A 23,065-nucleotide genomic window follows, 5' to 3' on the forward strand; every position below is an offset into this window, starting at 1 on the left:
GCGCATGGTTTGCGCCGGAATTACGCTTGTCGAAAACGCGTTTAACGGCGGCCTGCCCAGCTTTCCACCGCGTCCAGCGTGTGCAGCGCGCTTGGGATGGACGGCGTCGTGACCCGGCTGGAATCGAGAAAGACGATCCGGCCGTCACGCGCCGGTTTGACGAAGCGTTCCCAGCCGGGAATGATTTTTTCGAGTGCGGCGCGCGTTCCGGCTTCGCCTCGGGCGGGGCTGTTATAGCTGTTCATCACCACCAGCAGATCCGGATTGAGCTTGCCAAAAGCCTCGGCACTGAGCGGCATCGCCAGGGTGGAACCCAGCCCACCCGACGAGGTGGCGTTGTCGATTTTCAGCCGTGCGTAACCCAGATCCTCGAGCGCCTGCACCGCACCGGACATATCGCCGACCGCGTTGATCTGGTCGGTCAGCAGAATTGCGAGATAGGTCTTGCCTTTTGCGTCTTCGCCGAGTGCTTTTTTGACGGTGGCGAGTTTCTCGTCATAGGTCTTCCGGCGCTCGGCAAAAGCGTCACTTCTGCCAACGAGACCCGAAAGATTCTCTTCGACGCTGAAGCCATAGGTGTGGCCAGTGCTTACCTTCTGCAGATAGACGGGCGCGACGGTGGAAAGCTGCTCGGCCTTGCCGCTGTCCATTTCCGTGGCGACGATCAGGTCAGGTTGCAGCGCTCTCAGCTTTTCCAGATCGATCTGACCCACCGCGCCGAAACCTTTCGGTTTCGTGCGGCCTTCACCGAGAACGGTGTCGATGAAATCAACGGCGGTTGCGAATTTGCCGTCGCTGTTGCGGCCATAGGCGCCTACCACATTGGCGCCAAGATCCATCAGCGGCACGCCCAGCAGCGGCTCGTGCATGACGACGATGCGCTGCGGCTGCTCGGGGATGGAGACCGTGCGGCCGGCGGCATCGGTGACGGTTCGCTCTGCGGCAAGGCTGCTTCCGGCGGTCAGAAGTGCTGCTACGAGGATGGCAAATCGCATGGCATACCCTTTGTTCAATTTCTTCAGTGGCGGTTGGTTCTGCGCAGCGCCTGCAGGCGCAGCGTGAGGATGAAAAGCGGCACGCCGATCAGCGTCAGCGCAAGACCTATCGGCATTGGCGTATCGGCCACCAGCCCACGCGAAAGCGTATCGGCGGTCACCACCAGAATGCCGCCCGTCAGCCCCGACAGGAAAAGCCTGGCGCGACCGACGGCGGGCGACAGGAAGGTGGCGAGATGCGGGGCGATGACGCCGAGAAAGGTCAAAGGGCCGACAGCGGTGACGGAAGCGGAGCTGAGGATGACCGCAAAAACGATGACGAGCGGGCGCGAACGTTTGACCGTTTCGCCGAGCGCCATGGCCATCTCGTTACCGAGATCAAAGACTGCAAGCGCCCGGCCGATGAGGAAAATGCCCACAAGGCTGACCGCGAAAAGAGGCGCAAATACGAGGATGATCGGCCAGCTCGCCTGAAACAGCGAACCCGCCATCCAGTCTGCAAGCGACAGCGATGTTTCCGTTGGCGTGTAGAGCAAAAGCACTGATGAGACTGATGAAAGGGCGGATTCGATTGCGATGCCCATCAGCAGGATGGCGAGCCCACTGGAACGTTCGCGCCCCACGAGCGCGATGAGCAGGAAAGCTACCGCAAGGCCGCCGCCGACGGCCGCAAGCGCCACCATGGTCTTGGGCGCCGCCGGCACCAGCACCAGAAGCAGCATGATGGTGGTCATTGATCCCTGGCTCAGACCGAACAGGCCGGGATCGGCAAGCGGATTGCGGGCGACCGATTGCAGCATGGCCCCGGCCAGCGCAACGCTCCATCCGGCCATGAAACCAAGCAGGATGCGCGGCAGCCGTACCGTCCACAGCGCATAGGCCTGATCGTCGCTCAAATGCCCGCCGGCAACGCCGTGGAGAAGGTCAATGAGACCGGTCTGTGTATTTCCAAGACTAACGGAAATGGCGGCCAGCACCAACGCCAGCAGGATCAGTGCAAGGCCGGCCTTTAGGTTGCCGATGCCGATCTGCAGACCGCTCGGCAGCCGCAGGACCGCTTTGCCATCGGTGGCCAATTGCCTTTTCATGACAGCCCTCTTCATGACAGTTTATTGGCCGAAGGCGAAAGATAGAAGCGCTTGACGATGACGATGAAGACGAGGCCGCCGAGCAGGTCCATGAACAGTCCGGTATTGACCACATACGGCCTGAACAGGGTTTGCGCGCCCAGATCGGCCACCACGCACAGACTCGCCCCGACAAGGGCGGAAGCGGGTAAAGCGAGCGTGAAATTCACCCCGACCAGCGGCCGGACCATATGCGGAACGATGAGGCCGACGAAGCCGATGGGACCGCAGATGGCCACGGCCGAGCCGGACGCCAGCATGGTGGCGAAAAGTGCCACCCGGGAAACGCGCGTGACGTTGACGCCGGCGGAGGCGGCTTTTTCCGCACCCAGCAGAACCAGCGTCAGCGGGCGGGCGACCGACCAGAGCATCACCATCGCAATGGCGCCAATCCACCAGAAATCGGTGAGCCGCTCGGCATAGACGTGGTTGATATTGCCGCCGACCCAGCTCAGGAATTCGGCGCGACGTGTGGGGTTTGACAAAAGGAGGGCATTGGTGATGCCGATCAGCAGCATGGAGACAAGAGCACCGGACAGGATGAGCGACAGGCCGCGCGGATCGTTTGACCGCCCGGCCAGCCGGGCAACGAGGAAGCAGGCGCCAAAGCCGAAGCCGGCGCCGATAAGCGCGATGAGCCCCTGTATTTCGGGCGAGAAATCGAACACCAGCGCACCGGCGACCACAAAAAGCGTCGCACCGGCATTCAGGCCCAGGGTGGAGGGCGAGGCGAGAGGATTGCGGGCAAGCCCCTGCAGCACGCAGCCACTGACGGCCGTGGTGGCGCCGACATAGATCGCAATCAGTGAGCGCGGGATTTGCTGATAGAGGAGAACCGACTGTTCATAGGTTTCGGCCTCGCCATGCACGAGCGTCGTCGCGATTTCGGCAAGTGGCAGGTCGCCAGTCATCAGCACGAAGTTGATGACGAGAACAGCGGCCAGCAAGATCGCGGCGGCAAAGATCAGCATTATTTTAGATGTCATGCCGGAATGGCCTGTTCCTGCCGCTCCAGCCGCGGCACGCAGATGAGCCGCCCCTGCCGGGAAAATATGTCGGCCTCGAGATCAAAGACGTCGGCAACATTGGCTGATGTGACCGTATTCGCGACAGGCCCGGAGGCGAGAACCCGTCCGGCTTTCAGCATGATGACGTCATCGGCGAAGGTGGAGGCGAGGTTGAGATCATGCAGCACGACGATAACAGTTTTGCCGTGCCTGTCCGTCAGTTCGCGCACGAGGCTGAGAACGGCATATTGATATTTCATGTCGAGATGGTTGACCGGCTCGTCCATCAGGATCACCTCCGTGTCCTGAGCGAGCACCATGGCGATGAAGGCGCGCTGGCGCTGGCCGCCGGACAGCGTGTTGACCTGCGCCCTGGCCTTGTCTTCCAGCCCGACGGTCTTCAGCGCTTCGGCAAAAAGCGCCCGGTCGCGTTCGGATGGACCGCCGCCAAGCCCGTAGCGCGCATAACCCGCAAGCTCGATCAATTCGCCAAGCGTCATATAGTCAGGGCAATGGCATTCCTGCGGCAGGTAGGAGATGCGGCGGGCGAGTTCGCGGCGTCCGATCGCGCCGATCAGGCGGTCACCTAGGCTTATCCTGCCTGAAGATAAAGGCACGAAACCCATGATCGTCTTCAACAGCGTCGACTTGCCACAGCCGTTGGGTCCGACCAGCGCTGTGACGCGGCCGGTTTGAAAGCGGGCAGACAGGCCCTGCAATACGGCGATGTGTCCGTAACTCGCATGAAGGTCCGTGGCATCAAGCACCGGATTACAACTCCTGTTATTCATAGGGCCATGCGTCGACTCGACGCACGTCCTACCTAAGCTGTTGAATTCACATATCGAACTTGCGGAAATCGGGTTCTGTACCGGCAAGCGCGACAGGCTGGTCTTGAAGCGACACTAAACTATAGTAAAATTCTCCACAAATCGAAATTTGCCGATTCACATCGCGGATTTCGTGATGATTTTTTCATTCGAGGTGTTTCATGTCAGTCGCGCTCAAGCTTCACGTCGGCATGTCGCTGGCGCCAACCTGGCTCAGCGGCGAGGCATGGCGGCGTCAAGACAGCGGTATAGACGGGGTTTTCTCCAGCGATTATTTCGTCGATCTTGCAAAGCGCGCCGAGGCTGCGCATGTGGATTTTGTCTTCCGGCCCGACACGCTGTTTCTGCGCACTGAGGGGCTGGAGACCGGCGGCGGATTTGCGAGCATGGACCCGAACATGCTTCTGGCCGCCATCGCACGGGAGACCAGCCATGTCGGCCTGTTATCCACGGTTTCAACGACATTCCTGCCGCCTTATGTGATTGCCCGCCAACTGCAATCGCTGAACTGGCTGAGCAATGGCCGGGCGGGATGGAACATCGTCACGGCGCTGGACGGCCACGAAAATTTCGGCCTGAAAGAAATGCCATCGCCACAGGAGCGTTATGAACGCGCCGCCGAGTTCACGCAGGTAGTACAGCAGCTCTGGGCGAGCTTTCCCAACGAGGCGCTGAAGCTGGACAAAGAGAGCGGGCGTTTTGCAGATCCGTCGCTGGTCCAGCCAATCGCGCATGAAGGAAAGCACTTCAGCGTCAAAGGCCCGCTCAACCTGCCGGCCCATTCCAGCCGTATTCCACTGGTGCAGGCTGGAGCTTCCCCCGAAGGCCGCGATTTCGCAGCCTCCGTTGCGGATGCGGTCTTCGCCTCGACGCCGGATATGCAGGCGGCAATCGAGCTTCGGGCGGATTTACGGCAAAGAGCGGAGCGGCATGGGCGCTCACCGGATGTGGTGAAGCTGATGCCGGGTCTCAGTCTTTATCTGGCGGACACCAAGAAGGAGGCGCTGGAGCTATTTGCGGAGACCCACGCAAGGGCCAACCATGGCCGCATATTTGCATCCATTCAAAATCTGACGGGTCTTGACCTTTCCGACTGGTCGCTCACGCGGATCGTCACCCCTTCTGACTTGCCGCCGCCGCCCGAGACACCGAGAAGCCGCACCCATGCCAATCTGCTCCGCCGGTTGATCGAACGGGAAACGCTGAGCGTTGCCGAATTGTTGCGGCGACCGGAAGTGATGGGGTCGGGCCATTGGCAGATCATCGGCACGGTTGAGGATGCTTTTGAAAGCATCCGCGAATGGGTGGCGGCCGGCGCGATAGACGGCTTTGTCGCGGTGCCCGGCGGTTCGGTCGCGTCGATGCGGCTGGTGCTGGAGCGGCTGCTTCCGAGGCTCGGCGATGCCGGGCTGTTCCGCACCGCCTATTCCGGCAGCACCTTCGCCGACCACCTGGCCGGATAGGTTTACGAGCCGCCGGATTCTGCCGTCGCCTTTCCGGCCGCTTCAAGAAGCTGCGGAAAGTGCCGCTCGGTCTCGGCGGTCGCGAGGAAAGAAACGGTGGTGACGACGCAACAGATTTCGCCCTGTGCGTCGAAAACCGGGGCGGCCTTGCCGGTCAGGGCGGAGAACAGGTGTTCGTTGAGTTCCGCCCCGCCTGTCTCACGAATGGCGTGCAGGACTTTAGCGTCTGGGCGGGACCCGCGAAAGGCGGGCGGCTGCAGCTTGCGCACCGGCGCTGTCCTATCCGGTGGCAGATAAGCCTGAAAAAGCAGCCCGCAGGCGCTGTTATCCAGCGGTAGAACATCCCCCAGCGCCACGGTGCTGATGGAGAAGCTGGCACTCCTGTGCCACTGCACCACGGTCGGGCCGCGATCGGTCCAGATCGCCACGCCGCAACTGGCGCCGATCTGCGAGGCCAGTGCTTTCATCTGTCGACCGGCGGTTTCGACCGGATTGATTCGTCTGAGCGCGCTGACGCCTATCGAGAGCGCGGTTGGGCCGAGGTCGTAGCTGCCGGTTGCAGGGTCCTGTGCCACCAGTCCTTCCCGCACGAGGCTTTGCAGGTAACGATGAGCTGTGGAACGGCCTGTGCCGGCGCGTTTGGCGAGTTCGCCCAGTGCAAGCGCCCCGTCCGATTTTGCCAGAAGGTCGAGAAAACGGGCAGCAATAGAGACCGACTGAATGAGGGCAGAGCGCTTCTCTCCGTCGTTTTCAGGCAGATTGTCCGGCTCGTCATCCATGGCGTCCAAGTCGCTCCCCGATTTATGTCGTGAACATGCCTAGCGCATCCGACCGGAAATCGGAATCGATTTCTGAGTTATTTCAACGCCTTCCCCTTGAGGCGGGGAGTTACATGACAACGGCCAGTCGATAAACTTTGTTGTAAATATGGCACATCCCGTTACGGAACCCTATCCGTCCACAATACGGAACGCATTCTCTATTGCGAAACGGATAACGCTTCCGTTACTTGAATATGACTTTGATACTCATGTTTATTAGGGGTGTGTTATGGGGTTTCGTTCTAGCGGCCGTTTGATGGGCGGGGGCAGCGTTTTGACGCTGGCCGCCCTGTTTGTGACGCCGATTTTCGCCCAGGAGCAACAGGCCGAGGCCTCGGGAACGACCGTTCTCAAGCCGATTGTGGTGACCGGCGAAAAAGTCGCGCGCGACATGAAGAACACGGCGTCTTCCGTCTCGGTCAAATCCAGCGATGAACTGAAAAAGGAAAAGACCGGCGATCCAACCGTCTCAGACGCGATCAAGGACATTCCAAACGTTGTTTATACCGACAATGTCAGCGCCCCGATCATTCGCGGTCTCGACACGCAGGGACCGAACACCGGAGCAACGGCGTTCTTCGCCGGCACCGTGCCGCGCGCCACGATCAATGTCGATGGTCACTATCTCGGTTATAACGAGTTCATCTATGGCGCGACGTCCATCTGGGATGTCGAAAGCATCGAGGTCTTCCGTGGGCCGCAGACCACATCGCAGGGCGCTAACGCCATTGCCGGCGCCATTCTCGTCAATACCAAGGACCCGACGTTTACGCCGGAAGCAAGCTATCAGGCCGAAATCGGGAATTATCACCAGAAGCGGGCGTCCTTTGCGGTCTCAGGCCCGTTGATCGAAGACGAGCTGGCGGCGCGTCTGGCAATCGATTATTCGGGTCGCGATACCTTTATCGATTACATCAATTCCGGTTTTGCCCACGCAGGCACCAACCAGGATTTCAAGGAATTCAACGCGCGTTTCAAGCTTCTGTGGGAACCGCCGGAAATTCCGGGCCTGACGACCAAGCTGACCTATTCCTATAACGCCGCCAACCGGCCGAGCCAGGAAGCGGCGTCGCGTCCTTTCGAGGATCTCAACCACGTCACCACCACCATGCCGAGCTGGAGCCAGAATACCCACACCGGCATTCTCGACATCAATTACGACTTTGAAAACGGCGTAAAACTCTTCAACCAGACCCAATTTTCCGTTTCGGATGCGCGCCGCAGGGTGGGTGTGGTCAATAATGGCGACGCCAATATCGATCAGAAGAATGTGTCCCACGAGACCCGTGTGACCTTCGGTGACCAGGAAGACGTTCTGAGTGGCGTCGCGGGCATCTATTACGCCCATACGCAGGCCGATGAAATTCTCTATCTTCTGAACCCGGCAAACAGAAGAACCCTTTCGACATTTGACGATACCAAGGACAATCTCGGCATTTTCAGCGAGTTGAGCTACCGTCTGACCGACCAGTGGACGCTTACCGGCGGCCTGCGTTACCAGACCGATCGTATTCAGCGCGCGGGCCGCTCCGTCTATTCCAACGTCGCGGTTGATTTTGACGAGACCTTTTCCGAATTGCTTCCCAAGGCCTCGCTTGCCTATGCGATCAACGATGACTGGACCGTTGGCGGCATGATCAGCCGTGGTTACAATCCCGGCGGCATATCGCTGAACATCTCGTCCGGCCAATGGTTGCCCTTCGAGAAGGAAACCATCTGGAACTACGAACTCTACACGCGCGCGAAGTTGCTGGATGACAGGCTGACGCTCAACAGCAACCTGTTCTACATGGATTACAAGAACGCCCAGTACAATATTCCGGTCGTTATCTCGTCAGGCATTACTCAATCCTACACCATCAATGCGCAGAAAGCGCATGCCTATGGTCTGGAAATCGGCGCCGATTATCAGGTTCTCGACAATCTGACGCTGAAGGCAAGTGCCGGCGTGCTGAAGACCGAAATCGACCAGATTTCCAGCAATGCCAGCTATGCAGGCAATGAATTCGCGAAATCGCCTGGTTACATGTTCAGCATCGGGGCAAGCTGGGATGTGACCGACAAGTTCACCGTCTCGGGTCAGGTGCGTCATATCGACGGTTATTATTCCGATACGGCCAACACGGCTGCCTATGCGATCGACCCCTACACCATCGCCGATGTGCGTGCGAGCTACAAGTTCCAGGAGGAGATGGAGGTCTACGCTTACGTGAAGAACGTCTTCGACGAGCGTGCGCCGACCTATATGCAGCAGAACCGCGGCATTGGCGGCATCGAGGCCAGCATGACCGAACCGCGCATGTTCGGCATTGGTGTCAGAGGCACGTTCTAAGCGATTGCCTGAACCGGAAAAGTAAAAAGGCCTTCGAATTGATTTTCGAAGGCCTTTTTTTCATGAAGGAAATGATGCGGAGAAGGTCTTAGAAAAACGCCTGAATGCCCGTCTGCGCCCGGCCGAGGATCAGCGCGTGAACGTCGTGCGTGCCCTCGTAGGTGTTTACCGTTTCGAGGTTCTGGGCGTGGCGCATCACGTGGTACTCGATCTGGATACCGTTGCCGCCGTGCATGTCGCGGGCCTGGCGGGCGATATCCAGCGCCTTGCCGCAATTGTTGCGCTTGATGATGGAGATCATTTCCGGCGCCATTTTGTGCTCGTCCATCAGGCGGCCGACGCGCAGCGATGCCTGGAGGCCGAGAGCGATCTCGGTCTGCATGTCGGCGAGCTTTTTCTGGTAAAGCTGCATGCCGGCCAGCGGCTTGCCGAACTGCTTGCGGTCGAGACCATATTGCAGGGCGCGGAACCAGCAATCTTCCGCAGCGCCCATCACGCCCCAGGAAATGCCGTAGCGGGCGCGGTTGAGGCAGCCGAACGGGCCTTTCAGGCCGGAAACATTCGGAAGCAGCGCATCTTCGCCCACTTCCACTCCATCCATGACGATCTCGCCTGTTATGGAGGCGCGCAGCGAAAGCTTGCCGCCGATCTTCGGTGCAGACAGACCCTTCATGCCTTTTTCCAGCACGAAGCCGCGAATCTGGTTGTCGTGGGCTTCGGATTTCGCCCAGACGACGAAGACATCGGCGATTGGCGCATTGGAAATCCACATTTTCGAACCACGCAGGCGATATCCGCCGGCGATCTTTTCGGCGCGGGTCTTCATTCCGCCCGGATCGGAGCCGGCATCCGGTTCGGTCAGGCCGAAACAGCCGATCAGTTCGCCGGAGACGAGGCCGGGCAGGTATTTCTTCTTCTGTTCGTCCGAGCCATAAGCGAAGATCGGATGGATGACGAGCGAGGACTGCACGCTCATCATCGAGCGATAACCGCTGTCGATCCGCTCCACCTCGCGGGCCACGAGACCATAGGCCACGTAGCTGGCATTTGCGGCGCCATATTCTTCCGGCAGGGTGACGCCCAGAAGGCCGGTGCGGCCCATCAGGCGGAACAGTTCCGGTTCGGTGGTCTCAGAAAGATAGGCCTCGGACACACGCGGCATAAGTTCCGATTTGCCGAAGGCTGCGGCGGCGTCGCGGATCATCCGCTCGTCTTCGGTCAGTTGGTCTTCCAGCAGAAAAGGGTCCTGCCAATTGAATGCTGCGCGTTCGCTCACGTTATGCCTCCGGATTTGCTGGCCGGATTATTCGTATCCGAGCCCACGCGCGCAAGCCATGTTTACTCATTTTTGCATTACCTATAGTAATAGGTCATGACATCTCTCAGCCGCAAACTCCTGCCCTCCACCAGTGCGCTTGCCGCCTTTGATTCCGTTGCCCGGCTTGGCAGCTTTTCAGCCGCTGCCGATGAACTTGCCTTGACGCAAGGGGCGATCAGCCGTCAGGTTATGTCACTGGAAGAACAGCTTGGCGTGCGCCTGTTCGAGCGCGGCGCGCGTGGAGTGTCACTGACGACCGAGGGTGGTGCTTACGCGAAATCGATTGCCGCAGCCCTTGGCGAGATACGTGCCGCCTCGTTGCAGATCATGACCAAAACGCATGGCAATACGCTCAATCTAGCGATGCTGCCGACATTCGGCACCCGCTGGCTTCTGCCGCGCATTCCTGATTTCGTCTCCAGTCATCCGGAAATCACCATCAATTTCGCCACCCGCATCGGCCAGTTCGACTTTGAGCGTGAGCAACTGGATATGGCGATCCACATCGGGCAGGCGGATTGGCCGGGGGCGGAAAGCACCTTTCTAATGCATGAGATGGTTGCGCCGGTGTGCAGCCCCGAATTCCTGAAGGCGCATCCGGTCGAAAAAGGTGAGGATATTGCCGGCCTGCCACTGCTGCACATGGCCTCGCGGCCGGGTGCCTGGAGCCACTGGTTCGAGAGTCTCGGCCATTCGCTTGCCTTGCCGCAGGGCATGCGGTTCGAGCAGTTTTCCAGCGTGGCACAGGCCTGTATCGCCGGACTTGGCGTGGCTTTGATGCCGCTTTTCCTGATCGATAACGAACTGAAATCGCGGCAACTGGTGAAAGCCTACGATCATCAGGCCAAAAGCCCGAGTTCCTATTATGCGGTCGCGCCGCTATCCCGTGCCAACCACGTTCCAGTCGTGCTGTTTCGGGACTGGCTCGTACGGCAGGTCGAGGCCTATCGTGCGGCTGGCAATCTGCCACTGGAAAAATAAGCGCACTTTTTTCGGGCATTTAGACTTAGTGCTTCAATTTTTGCCCGGTTTTGTCTCTGGCCGGACTCGACAGGACGGTTTTGGTCGATTATCGTGATTAAACGTTTAATCAGCCCTTTCGGACCATCATGGCGTCTTCACGGCCTGCCACCAATCTGAGCGCGATAGCAGCGGCACTCGGCGTGTCGGTTGCAACCGTGTCCAATGCGCTGTCGGGCAAGGGCCGTGTTTCGCCGGAACTGGTGGAGCGCATCCGCAAGACCGCAAGCGAACTTGGTTATGTGCCAAGTTCCGCGGGCAGGGCGCTGCGCACCGGCAGGTCAGGAGTTCTCGGGCTGGTGCTGCCGGATATCGCCAATCCACTCTTCCCACAGATCGCGCAGGCCATTGAAAAGGCAGCCGTCAATGCCGGTTATGGTGTTTTGATCGCCGACTCGCGCGGCGAGATCGCCATGCAGACGGACGCCATCAACCGGCTGATCGAGCGTGGAGTGGATGGCATGGTCGTCGTTCCCCGCCGCGGCACGCGTATCGCGGATGTCGATTGCCCGGTGGCGGTGATCGACAGCCCCTCGACGCCCGGAAACACCGTAGCCGCTGACCACTGGGATGGCGGCCGGCAGATCGGCGAATATCTGGCAGCCCTCGGACACGACAAGGTGGTGCTGATCGGCAAGAACCGCGACTCAAATGTGCAGAACGACCGACTCGGCGGCATTCGCGATGGTTTGGGCAAGGCCTGCGTCACGGAGACGCTTTGGGTAGACGCCATTGAAAAGGCGGATGGTGCGGGTTGCCGTCTCGGCCTTACCGAAAAGGTGAGGGATGGTTTCACTGCCTTTGCTGCCGTATCCGACCTGCATGCGTTGCGCGCGCTCACTGAATTGCAGCGCGAGGGCATCGAGGTGCCGGAAGAGGCGAGTGTCACCGGCTTCGACGATCTGATTTTCTCCGCCGTGGTGACGCCGCCGCTGACGACGATGCGCATGGATATGCGCCGCATCGCCGATCTGGCCGTGGATGCGCTGTTGCGCGCGATCGATGGCGAGGCGGGCATCGAAAACGGCATAGCTGCCGAGGTCACGGCAGAAATCTCGAAAGTACCGATGGCGCTGATCATGCGCGGCTCCACCGGCGAAAAAAAGCATGATGCGATTGAAGCCAAAAACACGACAGCAGGAGAACTCACACCATGAAAAAAATCATTCTTGCATCGGGCACCGCCCTGATGCTGACGATGGGTGCCGCGCAGGCGCAGGACAAGACGCTGACGATCTCGGTCTACGCCTTCGCGCAGGACGAATTCAAGGAACTGGTCTATACACCGTTCGAAAAGCAATGCGGCTGCAAGCTGGTCGTAGAGACCGGCAACAGCGTTGAGCGCCTCGCCAAGATGGAGGCCAACAAGGCCAATCCGGTGGTCGATCTCGCCATTGTTTCCATGGCGGATGCGCTTTCCGCCACCCGCAAGGACCTGATCCAGAAGATCGATGCCGCCAAGGTGCCGAATATCGGCAAGCTCTATGACATCGCCAAGGATCCGAATGGCGACGGCATGAGCGTTGGCGTCAACTTCTACGCCACGTCAATCGTTTACCGCACAGACAAGATGAAGATCGACAGCTGGGCCGATCTTTTGAAGGACGGTATCGTCGACCACGTCGCTTTCCCGAATGTCACCACCAATCAGGGCCCGCCGGCGCTTTACATGCTGGGCAAGGCCATCGGCAAGGATACGCCTGATCTCTCCGGCGCTATCGAAGCCGTGGGCGAAAAGAAGGACGATATCGTCACGTTCTACGTGAAATCCTCGCAGCTGGTGCAGCTCATGCAGCAGGAAGAAATCTGGGCCGCCCCCATCGGCCGCTTCTCCTGGGCGCCCTTTACCAAGCTCGATCTGCCGCTTGCCTGGGCAACGCCCAAGGAAGGCCAGACCGGCGGCATGAACGTGCTCGTGGTGCCGAAGGGCACGAAGAACGAAGATCTGGCGCTGCAGTTCATGGATTTCTGGCTCTCGACCGACGTTCAGAAGGCGCTGGCCGAAAAGCTCGTGGACAGCCCGACCAACAAGGAAGTCAAGGTGTCCGACGAGGTGGCGAACAACATCACCTATGGCGACGAAACCGCAAAAAGCCTGCAGCTCATTCCTTCCGCCGTGACGCTCGACAACCGTGACAAGTGGCTGTCGGAGTGGAACGCCAAGGTCGGTCAGTAAGTCCTTATCAAGGTTTGGAATGGGGCATTTAAAACGTCCGAAAGGGCGGCTCCATTCCCGGAAAAGCGGTTTGGTCGTCCCCTGACCGCTTTTCCACCTCTCAATTCCGCAAGCTGGCCCTGGCCGGTTGCAGTAACAATCGGCCGCGGGCCGTTCAGGGAATAAAGCGATGTTTCAGAACCGGGCCGAAGCGCTGGCGCTTGCCTTGCCCGCCGCTATTTTCGCGGCGGCGGTCTTTCTTGTGCCGGTCTTCATGCTCCTGTCGGAAGGCTTTCACACCACTGACGGCTGGACATTGTCCGCTTACGCCGATTTCTTCTCCGATCCGCTGAACAGGGCGGTTTTCCTGCGCACCCTGAAGCTTGGCGCGCTCGTCACCATCGTATCTGCGGTGGTGGGTTATGCGGCGGCTTTCGCCATCGTCAATCTGTCGCCGGGCGCGAAAGGACATGTCGTCAATCTGGTCGTCTTGCCGCTGATGATCTCGCCGGTTGCCCGCACCTATGCCTGGATCGTCATTCTCGGCAGAACCGGCATCGTCAACCAGGCGCTTCAGGCGGTAGGACTGAGCGATGCGCCGATCCGTATACTGTTTTCCGAAACGGCTGTTTTCATCGGCCTTCTGCAATTGTTCCTGCCATTGATGATCATTTCCCTCATCAGTGCGCTGGAGAATATGCCCAAGGATACGATCGCAGCCGCTCGCGTTCTCGGCGCAAACTGGCTGCAGGTGTTCTGGAAGGTCATCCTGCCGCTCACCAAGGAGGGGCTTGTTGTCGGCGGCACGCTGGTCTTCACCGGTTCGCTCACGGCCTATATCACGCCGGCCATTCTCGGCGGCTCCAAGGTGCTGATGCTGGAAACCCTGCTCTATCAGCAGGTGACGGTCTCCAACAATTTCGTCGCCGCCAGCGTCATCGCCTTCATCCTGATCGTCATGAGCTTTGCCGCCAATATCCTGCTGAAGCGCATCGCCACCGCAAGGAACAAGAAATGACCCGGCAGCTCTTCATTCCGCTCACGCTCCTGCTCGTTGTCGGCTTCCTGATCGGGCCGTTCCTCATCATCGTTGCGGCCTCGTTTTCGGCCGGCGACACGCTCGCCTTTCCGCCGCAGGGCTTTTCACTGAAATGGATCGCGAAGGTCTTCACCGTCGAAAGTTTCCGTGAAAGCTTCGCGATGTCGATGTTCCTCGCCATTGGCGGCACATTCACGGCGCTCGTCCTCGGTATTCCCGCTTCCTACGCCATGTCGCGCTACAAGCTGCCCTTTGCGGAAACCGTGCGCACGATCGTTTCGGCGCCGATCATCGTGCCGGGTATCATCGTCGGTCTGGCGCTGCTGCGCTATTTCGTCGTGCCCTTCGGCATCGGCATCACGCTTGCCCTGTTCCTCGCGCACACGGCGCTCATCCTGCCCTATGCGGTACGGGTGGTTTCGGCCAGCCTCAACAATCTGCGTTCGGATATCGAGGAGGCGGCGGTGCTGCTCGGCTCGTCGCGGTTTGGCGCATTTTTCCGTGTGGTGCTGCCCAATATTCGCGGCGGCATCCTGTCGGCCTTCATCCTCGGTTTCGTGACGAGTTTCAATCAGGTGCCCGTGTCGCTGTTCCTGTCGGGTCCGGGCGTGCGCACGCTGCCAATCGATATGCTGGGCTACATGGAAATCGTCTTCGATCCGTCTGTCGCCGCACTCTCATCGCTGCTCGCCTTCCTTTCCATCGGCATCGTCTTCCTGGCCGAACGTTTTCTGGGGTTCTCCCGTTATGTCTGACGCAAATTACCTTTCGCTCCAAAAAGTCTCGCTCGCCTACGGCAACAGCATCGCCGTCAAGGATCTCGACCTCGATATCCGCAAGGGTGAACTTCTCGCGCTGCTCGGTCCTTCCGGCTGTGGCAAGACCACCACGATGCGTGCCATTGCCGGGCTGATGCCGGTGGCGGGCGGGCGCATCGATCTCGACGGCGCCGATATCACCCGCGTCGCCGCCAACAAGCGCGCCGTGGGGCTGGTGTTTCAGTCCTATGCGCTGTTTCCGCACCTGACGGTTTACGAAAACGTCGCCTTCGGCCTGAAACTCAAGGGCATGAACGGCAAGGCGCTTGATGACAAGGTCGCCTCCGGCCTGAAGTCCGTGGGATTGTCGAACTTCGCATCGCGCAAGCCGGCCGAGCTTTCCGGCGGCCAGCAGCAGCGCGTGGCGCTGGCGCGCTCCATGGTCATGGAGCCGAAGGTGCTGCTGCTCGATGAGCCGCTCTCCAACCTTGATGCGCGCCTCAGGCTTGAAATGCGCACCGAATTGCAGCGCGTGCAGAAGGAAACCGGTGTGACGATGATCTTCGTCACCCATGACCAGATCGAGGCGCTCGCACTGGCCGACCGTATTGTCGTCATGAAGGGCGGCAAGATTGAGCAGATCGGTACACCGGAAGAGATCTATAATGCGCCGGTTTCCGCCTTCGTGGCGGATTTCGTCGGCTTTGAAAACATCTTCGCGCTGGAAGGCGGCGCGTTGAAAACCGAAAACGGCACAACACCGCTTACCGGACCAGTCCCTTCAGCATCTGGACTGGCCTGGCGGCCGCGCATGGTCACCCTTGGTTCAGGTCCTTTCCAGGGAACCGTGCGCGGCACATCCTTTGCCGGAAATACCCGTGAGTACCTGCTGGATACGCTGCTTGGTCCCATCAAGGCGGAGACCGATGCTGCGCTGACCGCCCATACGATCGGTGATACGCTCGCCTTCGACCTTCCGGTCGAAAAGGCGGCAAGCCTCAAGGTGTTTGGCTGATCATGGGTGTGTGGATCGATACTGATATGGGCTTTGACGATATCGCCGCCATCATGGTGGTGCAATCGGCAGGCCTTGCCATAGACGGCATTTCGCTGGTCTTCGGCAATGCGACGCTGGATGTTGTCTGCAGCAACGCCGCAGGCGCGGTCGCCGCCTTCGGCTGGTCCATGCCGCTCCATCAGGGCCGTGCCAAACCCGTCCTTGGCGCGCTCGAAACCGCACAATGCATTCTGGGTGACAGCGGCATTCCGACCGTTGGCCGCAGCCTGCCGGATGCGCCCGCTCTGCCGCAAAGCGACGCTTTCACTGCGCTGTGCGGCTGGCTTGAGGGGGCAGGCGAAAAGCGTATCCTCGCGCTCGGCCCGCTTACCAATATCGCCGCCCTTTGCCTTGCCCGGCCCGATCTTGCCGCGAAAATTTCCGATCTGACCTGGATGGGTGGCGGCGTGACGAGCGGCAACCACACCGCATCTGCCGAATTCAACGCCTTTGCCGATCCGGAAGCGCTGGCCATCGTGCTTTCCCATGACCTGCCGCTGCGCATGGTCGATCTGGACGCCTGCCGCAAGGTCACCGCCTCGCCAGCCGATGTGCTGCCGATCCGAAATGCTGGCGGCAAAAACGCCGGCCTGATTGCCGACCTGTTGGAAGGTTTCATCGGCATCGCCACGAGACGCGGCAGACCGGCCATGGCGCTTTACGATCCCGTTGCCGCTGTCGGCTTCACCTCCGAGCTGCTTGGCTGGCGCCATACGCGGATCGATGTCGAGCTTCACGCGGCGCTAACGCGCGGGCGAACGGTGGTTGAGCCGCGTGCCGACAAGGTTGCCGCCTTCAACGCGCATTTCGCCGACACCGTGAATGCCGAAGCGGCAAAGGCTGCGGTTCTCGAGGCGTTGCGCCGCGAGGCTGCCCGATGAGTGCACAATCCCCGATACGCGAGCCGGTCGATCTCAACGACGATGCGCTGCGCGCCCGCGCGGTTGCCGCTGCGCGCGGCGATGCGGCTTTCGATGTTCTCATTACCGGCGGAACGCTGGTGGATGTGGTGACGGGGGAGATTCGCGCCGCTGATATCGGCATTGTCGGTCCGCTAATCGCCAGCGTTCACGAACCGGCAAGCCGCAGCGATGCTGCGCAGCTCGTCGACGCGTCGGGCGCCTTTGTCTCGCCCGGCCTGATCGACACGCATATGCACATCGAAAGCTCGATGATAACGCCCGCTGCCTATGCGGCAGCAGTGGTTGCCCGCGGCGTCACGACTATCGTCTGGGACCCGCATGAATTCGGCAATGTCCATGGTGTCGAAGGGGTGCGCTGGGCGGCGAAATCCATCGAAAACCTGCCGCTGCGCGCCATTCTGCTTGCACCCTCCTCAGTGCCATCAGCACCGGGTCTGGAGCGCGGCGGCGCTGATTTCGATGCCGGAATTCTCGCTGATATCCTGTCATGGCCGCAGATTGGCGGGGTTGCGGAAATTATGAACATGCGCGGCGTCATCGAACGCGATCCGCGCATGAGCGGCATCGTACAGGCCGGTCTTGTCTCGGAAAAGCTGATCTGTGGCCATGCGCGCGGCCTGAAGGACGCCGATCTCAACGCCTTCATGGTGGCAGGCGTTTCTTCCGATCACGAGCTGGTCTCGGCTGAAGACCTGATGGCGAAGCTTCGGGCGGGGTTGACCATCGAGCTGCGCGGCTCGCACGATCATCTGCTGCCGGAATTTGTGGAGGCGCTGAATGCGCTCGGCCACCTGCCGCAGACGCTGACGCTCTGCACTGACGATGTTTTCCCGGATGACCTGCTGCGGGGCGGCGGGCTGGATGATGTGGTGCGCCGCCTTGTCCGTTATGGCCTGAAACCGGAATGGGCGCTGCGCGCCGCAACACTGAATGCTGCGCAAAGGCTTGGCCGTGCCGATCTCGGCCTCATCGCCGCCGGTCGCCGTGCCGATATCGTCGTTTTCGAGGATTTGAGTGGTTTTTCAGCCCGTCATGTCTTGGCCGGTGGCAGGGCGGTTGCGGAAGCCGGGCATATGCTCGTCGACATTCCAGCCTGCGATGCGGCGGCGCTCGAAGGCTCGATGAAGCTGCCGCTGCGCGCAGCCGATGATTTCCGGGTTGCCTGCGAGGGCGCAAGGGTGCGCCTTGCCACCATCGACCGCCCACGCTTCACGCAATGGGGCGAGGCGGAAGCCGAGGTGAAGGATGGTTTCGTCGTTCCCCCCGAAGGCGCCACGATGATTTCCGTCACCCACCGCCACGGCAAGGCCGAGCCAGTTACCAGGACCGGCTTCCTTACCGGCTGGGGACGCTGGAACGGCGCCTTCGCCACCACCGTCTCGCATGACAGCCACAACCTCACTGTCTTCGGCGGTAATGCCGAAGACATGGCGCTGGCCGCCAATGCGGTGATTGCGACAGGCGGCGGCATGGCTGTCGCGTCTGAGGGTAAGGTGACCGCGCTTCTACCCCTGCGGCTCTCAGGCCTCGTTTCCGATGCGCCGCTTGAAGACGTGGCAAAGGCTTTCGAGGAATTGCGTGCCGCTGTCGGCAAGGTGGTCGAATGGCAACCGCCCTATCTCGTTTTCAAGGCCTGCTTCGGCGCCACGCTCGCCTGCAACATCGGCCCGCACCAGACGGATATGGGCATTGCCGATGTGTTGACGGGACGGGTGATGGAAAGCCCGGTGCTTGCGGTTCTCGAATAGCGGCGGTTCGCATCTGCGGGCTGCGATTTATTCCACCTTGGGCCCGTCAGGCGTCTGTGTTTCACGCGCGGCAATGCGCGCTGCCATCACGAAATTCTTCACCACGGGCGATGTCGTTCCGCGCCGATAGGCGAGCGATATGGAAAGCTGTGGCGGCGGACCGCTGGAGGGCAGCAGGACGATGTTGTGCATTTTGACTTGTGCGACGGATTCCGGAACGAGGGAAACCCCGAGTTCGGCCGCGACCAGCGACAATATCGAGACGATTTGCGGTGCAGCCGGCCCGAGACGCGGCGTGAATCCAGCCTCCTCGCAGGCTTTTATCGATGCATCGTGAAGGCTGGTGCCGATGCTGCGTGGCGTCAGAATGAAAGGGTCGTCGCGCAGTTCCATCAGGTCTATGGCGGTTCCGCGCCGCGCGAGTGGATGGGATGCCGGCAGGGCGACCAGAAGCGGTTCGTCAGTGAGCACTTCCTCGAGCAACGTATCAGGGTCGGATTGTGAGGGGCGCAGCAGCGCCACGTCCAGCCGATCTTCAAGTAGGGCCGGCGTTAGTGCGAGAGCAGCGGCCTCCATCACCTGAAGTTCTACGTCAGGGTATTTGCGTCTGTAAGTGCGGATGCAGGCCGGAACCAGAGGGTTGAGCGCCGCCGTGCCGGTAACGCCTATTCTCAGGATACCGGTTTCACCGGCCGCCGCCCTGCGTGCAAGCCGGATACCTTCGCTCACCTGATGCGGGATATGGGTCACCGCGATGCGAAACGCATGACCCGCCGGCGTTAGTTCCGCGCCATGCGCGAGACGCCGGAATAGCCGCACGCCGATTTCCTGTTCCAGAACCTTTATCTGCTGGCTGAGCGGCGGCTGCGCGATTCCCAGATGTTCTGCCGCCCGCGTGAAGCTGCCTTCATTGGCGATGGCCAGAAAATAGCGGATGTGCCTGAGTTCCATGATATTAGATCCAGATATGACAGCAACGCCTTCCATATATTAGAATGAAAGACGAAGCTGCGCTATAGCTGGGAGCGAAAAGGACAAACCCGATGCGCCAGCTCAAAAAACAGGATTTCACCCCGCCGATCGTCATGACGGAGGAGCCGCCGGATGTGCTCTGGATCCGGCAGGGAAGCCGCCAGTTTCGCCGGGCGAGTTGGGCGCTCTTTCTGGCCGGCTTCGCCAGCTTTTCGCTGATTTATTGCGTGCAGCCACTGCTGCCGGAATTTCCGGCGGAATTCGGCATAAACCCCGCAACCGCATCGCTCGCCCTGTCGCTGACGACGGGAACGCTGGCCTTCGCCATTCTTCTCAGCGGTGCTTTTGCCCAGCTCTTCACCCGCCGAAATCTGATGTTCGTTTCGATGATGCTGGCCGCTATCGCCAATATCATTGCAGCAAGCACGGAAGGTTGGGCATGGCTGCTTGCCGCCCGCGCGTTGGAAGGGTTCGTGCTCGGCGGCGTTCCCGCCGTCGCCATGGCTTATCTTGCCGAGGAGATCGAACCTTCCAGTCTCGGCAAGGCGATGGGGCTTTATGTCGGCGGCACGGCCTTCGGCTCCATGGCCGGGCGTGTCGGCATGGGGCTGGTGTCCGCCTATACGTCCTGGCAGGTCGCAATGTATGCGCTGGGGGCGGTCTGCATCCTTGCGGCCATCGGCTTCCTGCTGCTTCTTCCGCCCTCGCGGAATTTCCGGCCGCACCACATGCCGCTGAAAAATCATTTGAGAATATGGGCGCAACATCTTGGAAATCCTGAACTTCGGCGGTTCTATTTCCTTGGCGCGATGCTGACGAGCGTGTTCACCACCGTTTTCAACTATTGCGCCTTTCGCCTCGTCGCGCCGCCTTACGAATTGGGCCGCACCGCCGTCAGCATGATCTTCCTGACCTTTGCCCTGGGTATCGTCGCTTCCTCCTATGGCGGTGCTCTGGTCGACCGGTTCAGCCGGCGGATCATGCTGGTGGTTGCCTTTTCCACCATCCTTGCCGGTATCCTGCTGACCTTCGCCTCAAGCATCATCCTCATCGTGGCGGGGATTGCGGCGATAACCGTCGGATTTTTCATTGGGCATTCGGCTGCCAGCAGTGGTGTGGGTGCCAATGCGGGAGGCGCCAAAAGCCATGCTTCCGCGCTTTATCTGCTGTTTTATTATTGCGGAGCGAGCATCACCGGTTGGATCGGTGGCTGGTTCTGGATCCATGCCGGCTGGCCCGGCATCATGGCCATCACCGCCGGCTGCGCGCTTGCCGGAATTTTCGCCAGCCTTGCCGGTCCGAGCGCGCGGCGCGTCTGAGCGGCCATCGCCGATGCATCCGGCCGTTTTTACTCCGCCGCCAGTTCCTGCTCCACCAGTGTTGCCCAGAAAGCGACGCCGGGAACGATTGCCGCGTCGTTGAAGTCGTAGGAGGTGTTGTGGTGCAGCGCGCCATCCACCGCGGGGCCGTTGCCGAGCCAGACGTAGCAGCCGGGGGCCTCGCCCGCGAAAAAGGCGAAGTCGTCGCCGGCGGTCGAGGGCGGGAAGGCGGTGCGGGATTTGTTGCCGAAGACGGTCTTGGCGGCTCGGAGCGCCCGTTTCGTCGCATCGGCATCGTTGATGACGGGCGGAATGCGGCGGATGAATTCATAGCTTGCCTCGATGCCGAACATCGCCGCCGTACCCTTGGCGAGCCTGCCGATTTCCGTTTCAAGCTGGCTGCGCACCTCAGGCGCGTAGGCGCGTGCGGTGCCGCCGATTTCGACGATATCGGGAATGACGTTGAGCGCCTTGGGGTCACCCGCCTGCACCGAGCAGGCGCTGACGACGGCAGGTTGCAGCGGATCGACGACGCGGCCGACGATGCTTTGCAGCGAAGCGAGGAAGGTGCCCGCCGCCGTTACCGGATCGCGGCCGAGATGCGGCTTGGCGCCGTGGGTGCCAATGCCCCTGAAGGTGACGCGCCAGCTATCGGAAGAGGCAAGCTGCGGTCCTTCCACCACGGCCATCTCATCGATTCCGAGCCCCGGCATGTTGTGCAGGCCATAAACTGCATCGCAGGGAAACAGGTCGAAAAGCCCGTCCTCAACCATTTTTTTGGCGCCGCCACGGCCTTCTTCGGCCGGCTGGAAGATGAAATGGACGGTGCCGGAAAAATCGCGGGTACTGGCGAGATAACGCGCAGCGCCCAGCAGCATGGCGGTGTGGCCGTCATGGCCGCAGGCATGCATCTTGCCGGGGAACTTCGATTTATAGGGCCGGTCGGGAATTTCCGGCATGGCCAGCGCATCCATGTCGGCGCGAAGACCGATACTGCGGGTGCCGTTGCCCACCTGCAGCGTGCCGACCACGCCGGTACCGCCAAGGCCGCGATGCACCTTCACCCCCGCCCTTTCGAGAAGATCGGCGACGATGGCGCTGGTTCTCTCCTCTTCAAAGCCCAGTTCCGGATGGGCGTGGAGATCGTGGCGAAGCTCCGTCAGGAATGGCAGGTCCTCGCCGATGCGGTCCAGCAGTCTCATGGGTAGCTTGTCCTTGAATATGGGGAAAACCCACGCCATAGGTGGGCTTGTCCGAATGCCTGTTGCTTTGTTTCCTTCTAGCTGAAAAACCCAATGAAATGAACCCGCCGCATGCCTGCGGTTGTCGAAATGCCTGATATGCCGAACGGGGATGGCGCGGATGAAAATCACTTCCGCTTTTGCCGTCCCGCTTCTGAAAGGAAAACCGATGCCGCAATCCGCATCGCCCGCCGCATCATCCCCCGCCGCGCCGCATGAGTTCTGGCAGGATGTTCTTCCGCCCCGTTCATTCGATACGACAGGCCCGCATTCGGCTTTCTTTCCGGCGGAGCTGGATGACGGGCGGCAGATCTGCCTGCCGATCCGGCCCTTGGCGGATGGCGAACATGCGCTCGCCTCGCTCATCGTCAATCAGGCCTCTTTTGACGTGCTGGAAGTGCTGGCCGCCGACCTGGCGGAAAAGCTTCTCCCCCTCAAGCCAGATGTCGTGATCGGCCTGCCGACTCTGGGGCTCACGCTTGCCGCAGCCGTTGCCCGTCACCTCGGCCATTCACGATATGTGCCGCTCGGCACTTCGCGCAAATTCTGGTATCTGGAGGAATTGTCGGTGCCGATGTCCTCCATCACCACCAAGCAGGAAAAACGGCTTTACATCGATCCGCGCATGTTGCCACTCATCGAGGGCAGGCGGGTGGCGCTGGTGGACGATGTCATCTCCAGCGGCAGTTCCATCATTTCAGGTCTTTCGCTTCTCGCCTCATCCGGCATCAAGCCGGTGGCAATCGGCGCTGCCATGCTGCAATCGGATCGCTGGGTGCAAAAAATCGCTGCTTTCGGGCCGGAATGGCCGGAGCGGGTGAGGGGTGTTTTCGCGACGCCGCTGCTGAAAAAAGCCGTAGGCGGCTGGCAGGCTTGACGTTGCGCAATTCCCGGCAAAAGGCAAGTGGTGATAATTTCATCGTTGCCTAATTTGCGTCTT

The 23,065-nt window shown here is 60.4% G+C and carries 20 protein-coding genes; 12 read left to right on the forward strand and 8 right to left on the reverse strand.

From position 1 onward, the window contains the following. Positions 1-41: 41 nt before the first annotated feature. From ACQZ6D_RS21275 to ACQZ6D_RS21290, 4 genes are read right to left on the reverse strand one after another with little or no spacing between them, the layout of a single operon-like run. The gene (locus ACQZ6D_RS21275; RefSeq protein WP_065663459.1) at positions 42-995 is read right to left on the reverse strand and encodes an ABC transporter substrate-binding protein; all 954 of its coding nucleotides are present in this window, start codon (positions 993-995) and stop codon (positions 42-44) included. A 23-nt stretch (positions 996-1,018) separates the two neighbouring features. Further along, entirely contained in the window at positions 1,019-2,083 is a 1,065-nt protein-coding gene (locus ACQZ6D_RS21280) for a FecCD family ABC transporter permease (protein WP_448730081.1), read from the reverse strand. An 11-nt stretch (positions 2,084-2,094) separates the two neighbouring features. Then, positions 2,095-3,108: a FecCD family ABC transporter permease gene (locus ACQZ6D_RS21285; protein WP_112492865.1), complete on the reverse strand. Its 1,014-nt coding sequence runs from the start codon at positions 3,106-3,108 to the stop codon at positions 2,095-2,097. Next, positions 3,105-3,920 carry an ABC transporter ATP-binding protein gene (locus ACQZ6D_RS21290; protein ID WP_065658486.1) on the reverse strand — a complete coding sequence of 272 codons (816 nt, stop codon included), beginning with the start codon at positions 3,918-3,920 and terminating at the stop codon, positions 3,105-3,107. The genes ACQZ6D_RS21285 and ACQZ6D_RS21290 overlap by 4 nt, the downstream gene beginning before the upstream one ends. A gap of 200 nt (positions 3,921-4,120) precedes the next feature. Between ACQZ6D_RS21290 and ACQZ6D_RS21295 the strand changes: the two genes are divergently transcribed. Beyond that, positions 4,121-5,422 carry an NtaA/DmoA family FMN-dependent monooxygenase gene (locus ACQZ6D_RS21295; protein ID WP_065658487.1) on the forward strand — a complete coding sequence of 434 codons (1,302 nt, stop codon included), beginning with the start codon at positions 4,121-4,123 and terminating at the stop codon, positions 5,420-5,422. Positions 5,423-5,424: 2 nt separating this feature from the next. Here the strand turns inward: ACQZ6D_RS21295 and ACQZ6D_RS21300 are convergent, their stop codons facing one another. Then, positions 5,425-6,201 carry an IclR family transcriptional regulator gene (locus ACQZ6D_RS21300; RefSeq protein ID WP_065705812.1) on the reverse strand — a complete coding sequence of 259 codons (777 nt, stop codon included), beginning with the start codon at positions 6,199-6,201 and terminating at the stop codon, positions 5,425-5,427. A 271-nt stretch (positions 6,202-6,472) separates the two neighbouring features. On the opposite strand from ACQZ6D_RS21300, the gene ACQZ6D_RS21305 reads away from it, so the two are divergent. Continuing rightward, positions 6,473-8,575, forward strand: a complete 2,103-nt coding sequence (locus tag ACQZ6D_RS21305) for a TonB-dependent receptor (protein ID WP_448730080.1) — start codon at positions 6,473-6,475, stop codon at positions 8,573-8,575. 88 nt (positions 8,576-8,663) lie between these two features. Here the strand turns inward: ACQZ6D_RS21305 and ACQZ6D_RS21310 are convergent, their stop codons facing one another. Beyond that, positions 8,664-9,851, reverse strand: coding sequence for an acyl-CoA dehydrogenase (locus ACQZ6D_RS21310; RefSeq protein ID WP_035200144.1), 1,188 nt, complete (start codon positions 9,849-9,851; stop codon positions 8,664-8,666). Between the two features lie 96 nt (positions 9,852-9,947). On the opposite strand from ACQZ6D_RS21310, the gene ACQZ6D_RS21315 reads away from it, so the two are divergent. The 8 genes from ACQZ6D_RS21315 to ACQZ6D_RS21350 all read left to right on the forward strand — a co-directional run bounded on the left by ACQZ6D_RS21315 (position 9,948) and on the right by ACQZ6D_RS21350 (position 18,593). Then, entirely contained in the window at positions 9,948-10,874 is a 927-nt protein-coding gene (locus ACQZ6D_RS21315; protein ID WP_003518111.1) for a LysR family transcriptional regulator, read from the forward strand. 128 nt (positions 10,875-11,002) lie between these two features. Beyond that, the gene (locus tag ACQZ6D_RS21320) at positions 11,003-12,070 is read left to right on the forward strand and encodes a LacI family DNA-binding transcriptional regulator (RefSeq protein ID WP_111783986.1); all 1,068 of its coding nucleotides are present in this window, start codon (positions 11,003-11,005) and stop codon (positions 12,068-12,070) included. Then, positions 12,067-13,089: an ABC transporter substrate-binding protein gene (locus ACQZ6D_RS21325; protein WP_003518109.1), complete on the forward strand. Its 1,023-nt coding sequence runs from the start codon at positions 12,067-12,069 to the stop codon at positions 13,087-13,089. Before ACQZ6D_RS21320 ends, ACQZ6D_RS21325 begins: the two co-directional genes overlap by 4 nt. Before the next feature lie 169 nt (positions 13,090-13,258). Further along, positions 13,259-14,086 (forward strand): ABC transporter permease, encoded by an 828-nt coding sequence (locus ACQZ6D_RS21330; RefSeq protein WP_019566933.1) that lies wholly within the window; start codon positions 13,259-13,261, stop codon positions 14,084-14,086. Beyond that, positions 14,083-14,862 (forward strand): ABC transporter permease, encoded by a 780-nt coding sequence (locus ACQZ6D_RS21335; protein WP_003504740.1) that lies wholly within the window; start codon positions 14,083-14,085, stop codon positions 14,860-14,862. The genes ACQZ6D_RS21330 and ACQZ6D_RS21335 overlap by 4 nt, the downstream gene beginning before the upstream one ends. Further along, on the forward strand, positions 14,855-15,880 hold the full coding sequence (locus ACQZ6D_RS21340) for an ABC transporter ATP-binding protein (RefSeq protein WP_003504741.1): 1,026 nt from the start codon (positions 14,855-14,857) through the stop codon (positions 15,878-15,880). Before ACQZ6D_RS21335 ends, ACQZ6D_RS21340 begins: the two co-directional genes overlap by 8 nt. Positions 15,881-15,882: 2 nt before the next feature. Next, positions 15,883-16,803: a nucleoside hydrolase gene (locus ACQZ6D_RS21345; RefSeq protein WP_003518107.1), complete on the forward strand. Its 921-nt coding sequence runs from the start codon at positions 15,883-15,885 to the stop codon at positions 16,801-16,803. Next, a complete protein-coding gene (locus ACQZ6D_RS21350) occupies positions 16,800-18,593 on the forward strand; it encodes an adenine deaminase (RefSeq protein ID WP_448730079.1) in 1,794 nt (597 codons plus the stop codon). Before ACQZ6D_RS21345 ends, ACQZ6D_RS21350 begins: the two co-directional genes overlap by 4 nt. 27 nt (positions 18,594-18,620) lie before the next feature. Here ACQZ6D_RS21350 and ACQZ6D_RS21355 read toward each other — a convergent pair whose 3' ends face one another. Then, complete coding sequence (locus ACQZ6D_RS21355; RefSeq protein ID WP_003504744.1) at positions 18,621-19,544, reverse strand: LysR family transcriptional regulator; 924 nt, start codon at positions 19,542-19,544, stop codon at positions 18,621-18,623. A 92-nt stretch (positions 19,545-19,636) separates the two neighbouring features. Between ACQZ6D_RS21355 and ACQZ6D_RS21360 the strand changes: the two genes are divergently transcribed. Continuing rightward, positions 19,637-20,884: an MFS transporter gene (locus ACQZ6D_RS21360; RefSeq protein ID WP_111802265.1), complete on the forward strand. Its 1,248-nt coding sequence runs from the start codon at positions 19,637-19,639 to the stop codon at positions 20,882-20,884. 29 nt (positions 20,885-20,913) lie between these two features. Here the strand turns inward: ACQZ6D_RS21360 and ACQZ6D_RS21365 are convergent, their stop codons facing one another. Further along, positions 20,914-22,086 (reverse strand): M20 aminoacylase family protein, encoded by a 1,173-nt coding sequence (locus ACQZ6D_RS21365; RefSeq protein ID WP_065705843.1) that lies wholly within the window; start codon positions 22,084-22,086, stop codon positions 20,914-20,916. 208 nt (positions 22,087-22,294) lie between these two features. Between ACQZ6D_RS21365 and ACQZ6D_RS21370 the strand changes: the two genes are divergently transcribed. After that, complete coding sequence (locus ACQZ6D_RS21370) at positions 22,295-23,002, forward strand: phosphoribosyltransferase (protein WP_113048263.1); 708 nt, start codon at positions 22,295-22,297, stop codon at positions 23,000-23,002. Positions 23,003-23,065 lie beyond the last annotated feature (63 nt).

It is taken from the genome of Agrobacterium sp. 22-3639C2, assembly GCF_053522105.1.

Bases quoted from the DNA above. Each gene is read 5' to 3' on its own strand.
- ACQZ6D_RS21275 (WP_065663459.1), bottom strand. From the start codon at position 995: ATGCGATTTGCCATCCTCGTAGCAGCACTTCTGACCGCCGGAAGCAGC.
- ACQZ6D_RS21290 (WP_065658486.1), bottom strand. From the start codon at position 3,920: ATGAATAACAGGAGTTGTAATCCGGTGCTTGATGCCACGGACCTTCAT.
- ACQZ6D_RS21355 (WP_003504744.1), bottom strand. From the start codon at position 19,544: ATGGAACTCAGGCACATCCGCTATTTTCTGGCCATCGCCAATGAAGGC.
- ACQZ6D_RS21345 (WP_003518107.1), top strand. From the start codon at position 15,883: ATGGGTGTGTGGATCGATACTGATATGGGCTTTGACGATATCGCCGCC.
- ACQZ6D_RS21365 (WP_065705843.1), bottom strand. From the start codon at position 22,086: ATGAGACTGCTGGACCGCATCGGCGAGGACCTGCCATTCCTGACGGAG.
- ACQZ6D_RS21285 (WP_112492865.1), bottom strand. From the start codon at position 3,108: ATGACATCTAAAATAATGCTGATCTTTGCCGCCGCGATCTTGCTGGCC.
- ACQZ6D_RS21300 (WP_065705812.1), bottom strand. From the start codon at position 6,201: ATGGATGACGAGCCGGACAATCTGCCTGAAAACGACGGAGAGAAGCGC.
- ACQZ6D_RS21315 (WP_003518111.1), top strand. From the start codon at position 9,948: ATGACATCTCTCAGCCGCAAACTCCTGCCCTCCACCAGTGCGCTTGCC.
- ACQZ6D_RS21325 (WP_003518109.1), top strand. From the start codon at position 12,067: ATGAAAAAAATCATTCTTGCATCGGGCACCGCCCTGATGCTGACGATG.
- ACQZ6D_RS21335 (WP_003504740.1), top strand. From the start codon at position 14,083: ATGACCCGGCAGCTCTTCATTCCGCTCACGCTCCTGCTCGTTGTCGGC.
- ACQZ6D_RS21305 (WP_448730080.1), top strand. From the start codon at position 6,473: ATGGGGTTTCGTTCTAGCGGCCGTTTGATGGGCGGGGGCAGCGTTTTG.
- ACQZ6D_RS21280 (WP_448730081.1), bottom strand. From the start codon at position 2,083: ATGAAAAGGCAATTGGCCACCGATGGCAAAGCGGTCCTGCGGCTGCCG.
- ACQZ6D_RS21370 (WP_113048263.1), top strand. From the start codon at position 22,295: ATGCCGCAATCCGCATCGCCCGCCGCATCATCCCCCGCCGCGCCGCAT.
- ACQZ6D_RS21295 (WP_065658487.1), top strand. From the start codon at position 4,121: ATGTCAGTCGCGCTCAAGCTTCACGTCGGCATGTCGCTGGCGCCAACC.
- ACQZ6D_RS21350 (WP_448730079.1), top strand. From the start codon at position 16,800: ATGAGTGCACAATCCCCGATACGCGAGCCGGTCGATCTCAACGACGAT.
- ACQZ6D_RS21320 (WP_111783986.1), top strand. From the start codon at position 11,003: ATGGCGTCTTCACGGCCTGCCACCAATCTGAGCGCGATAGCAGCGGCA.
- ACQZ6D_RS21330 (WP_019566933.1), top strand. From the start codon at position 13,259: ATGTTTCAGAACCGGGCCGAAGCGCTGGCGCTTGCCTTGCCCGCCGCT.
- ACQZ6D_RS21340 (WP_003504741.1), top strand. From the start codon at position 14,855: ATGTCTGACGCAAATTACCTTTCGCTCCAAAAAGTCTCGCTCGCCTAC.
- ACQZ6D_RS21360 (WP_111802265.1), top strand. From the start codon at position 19,637: ATGCGCCAGCTCAAAAAACAGGATTTCACCCCGCCGATCGTCATGACG.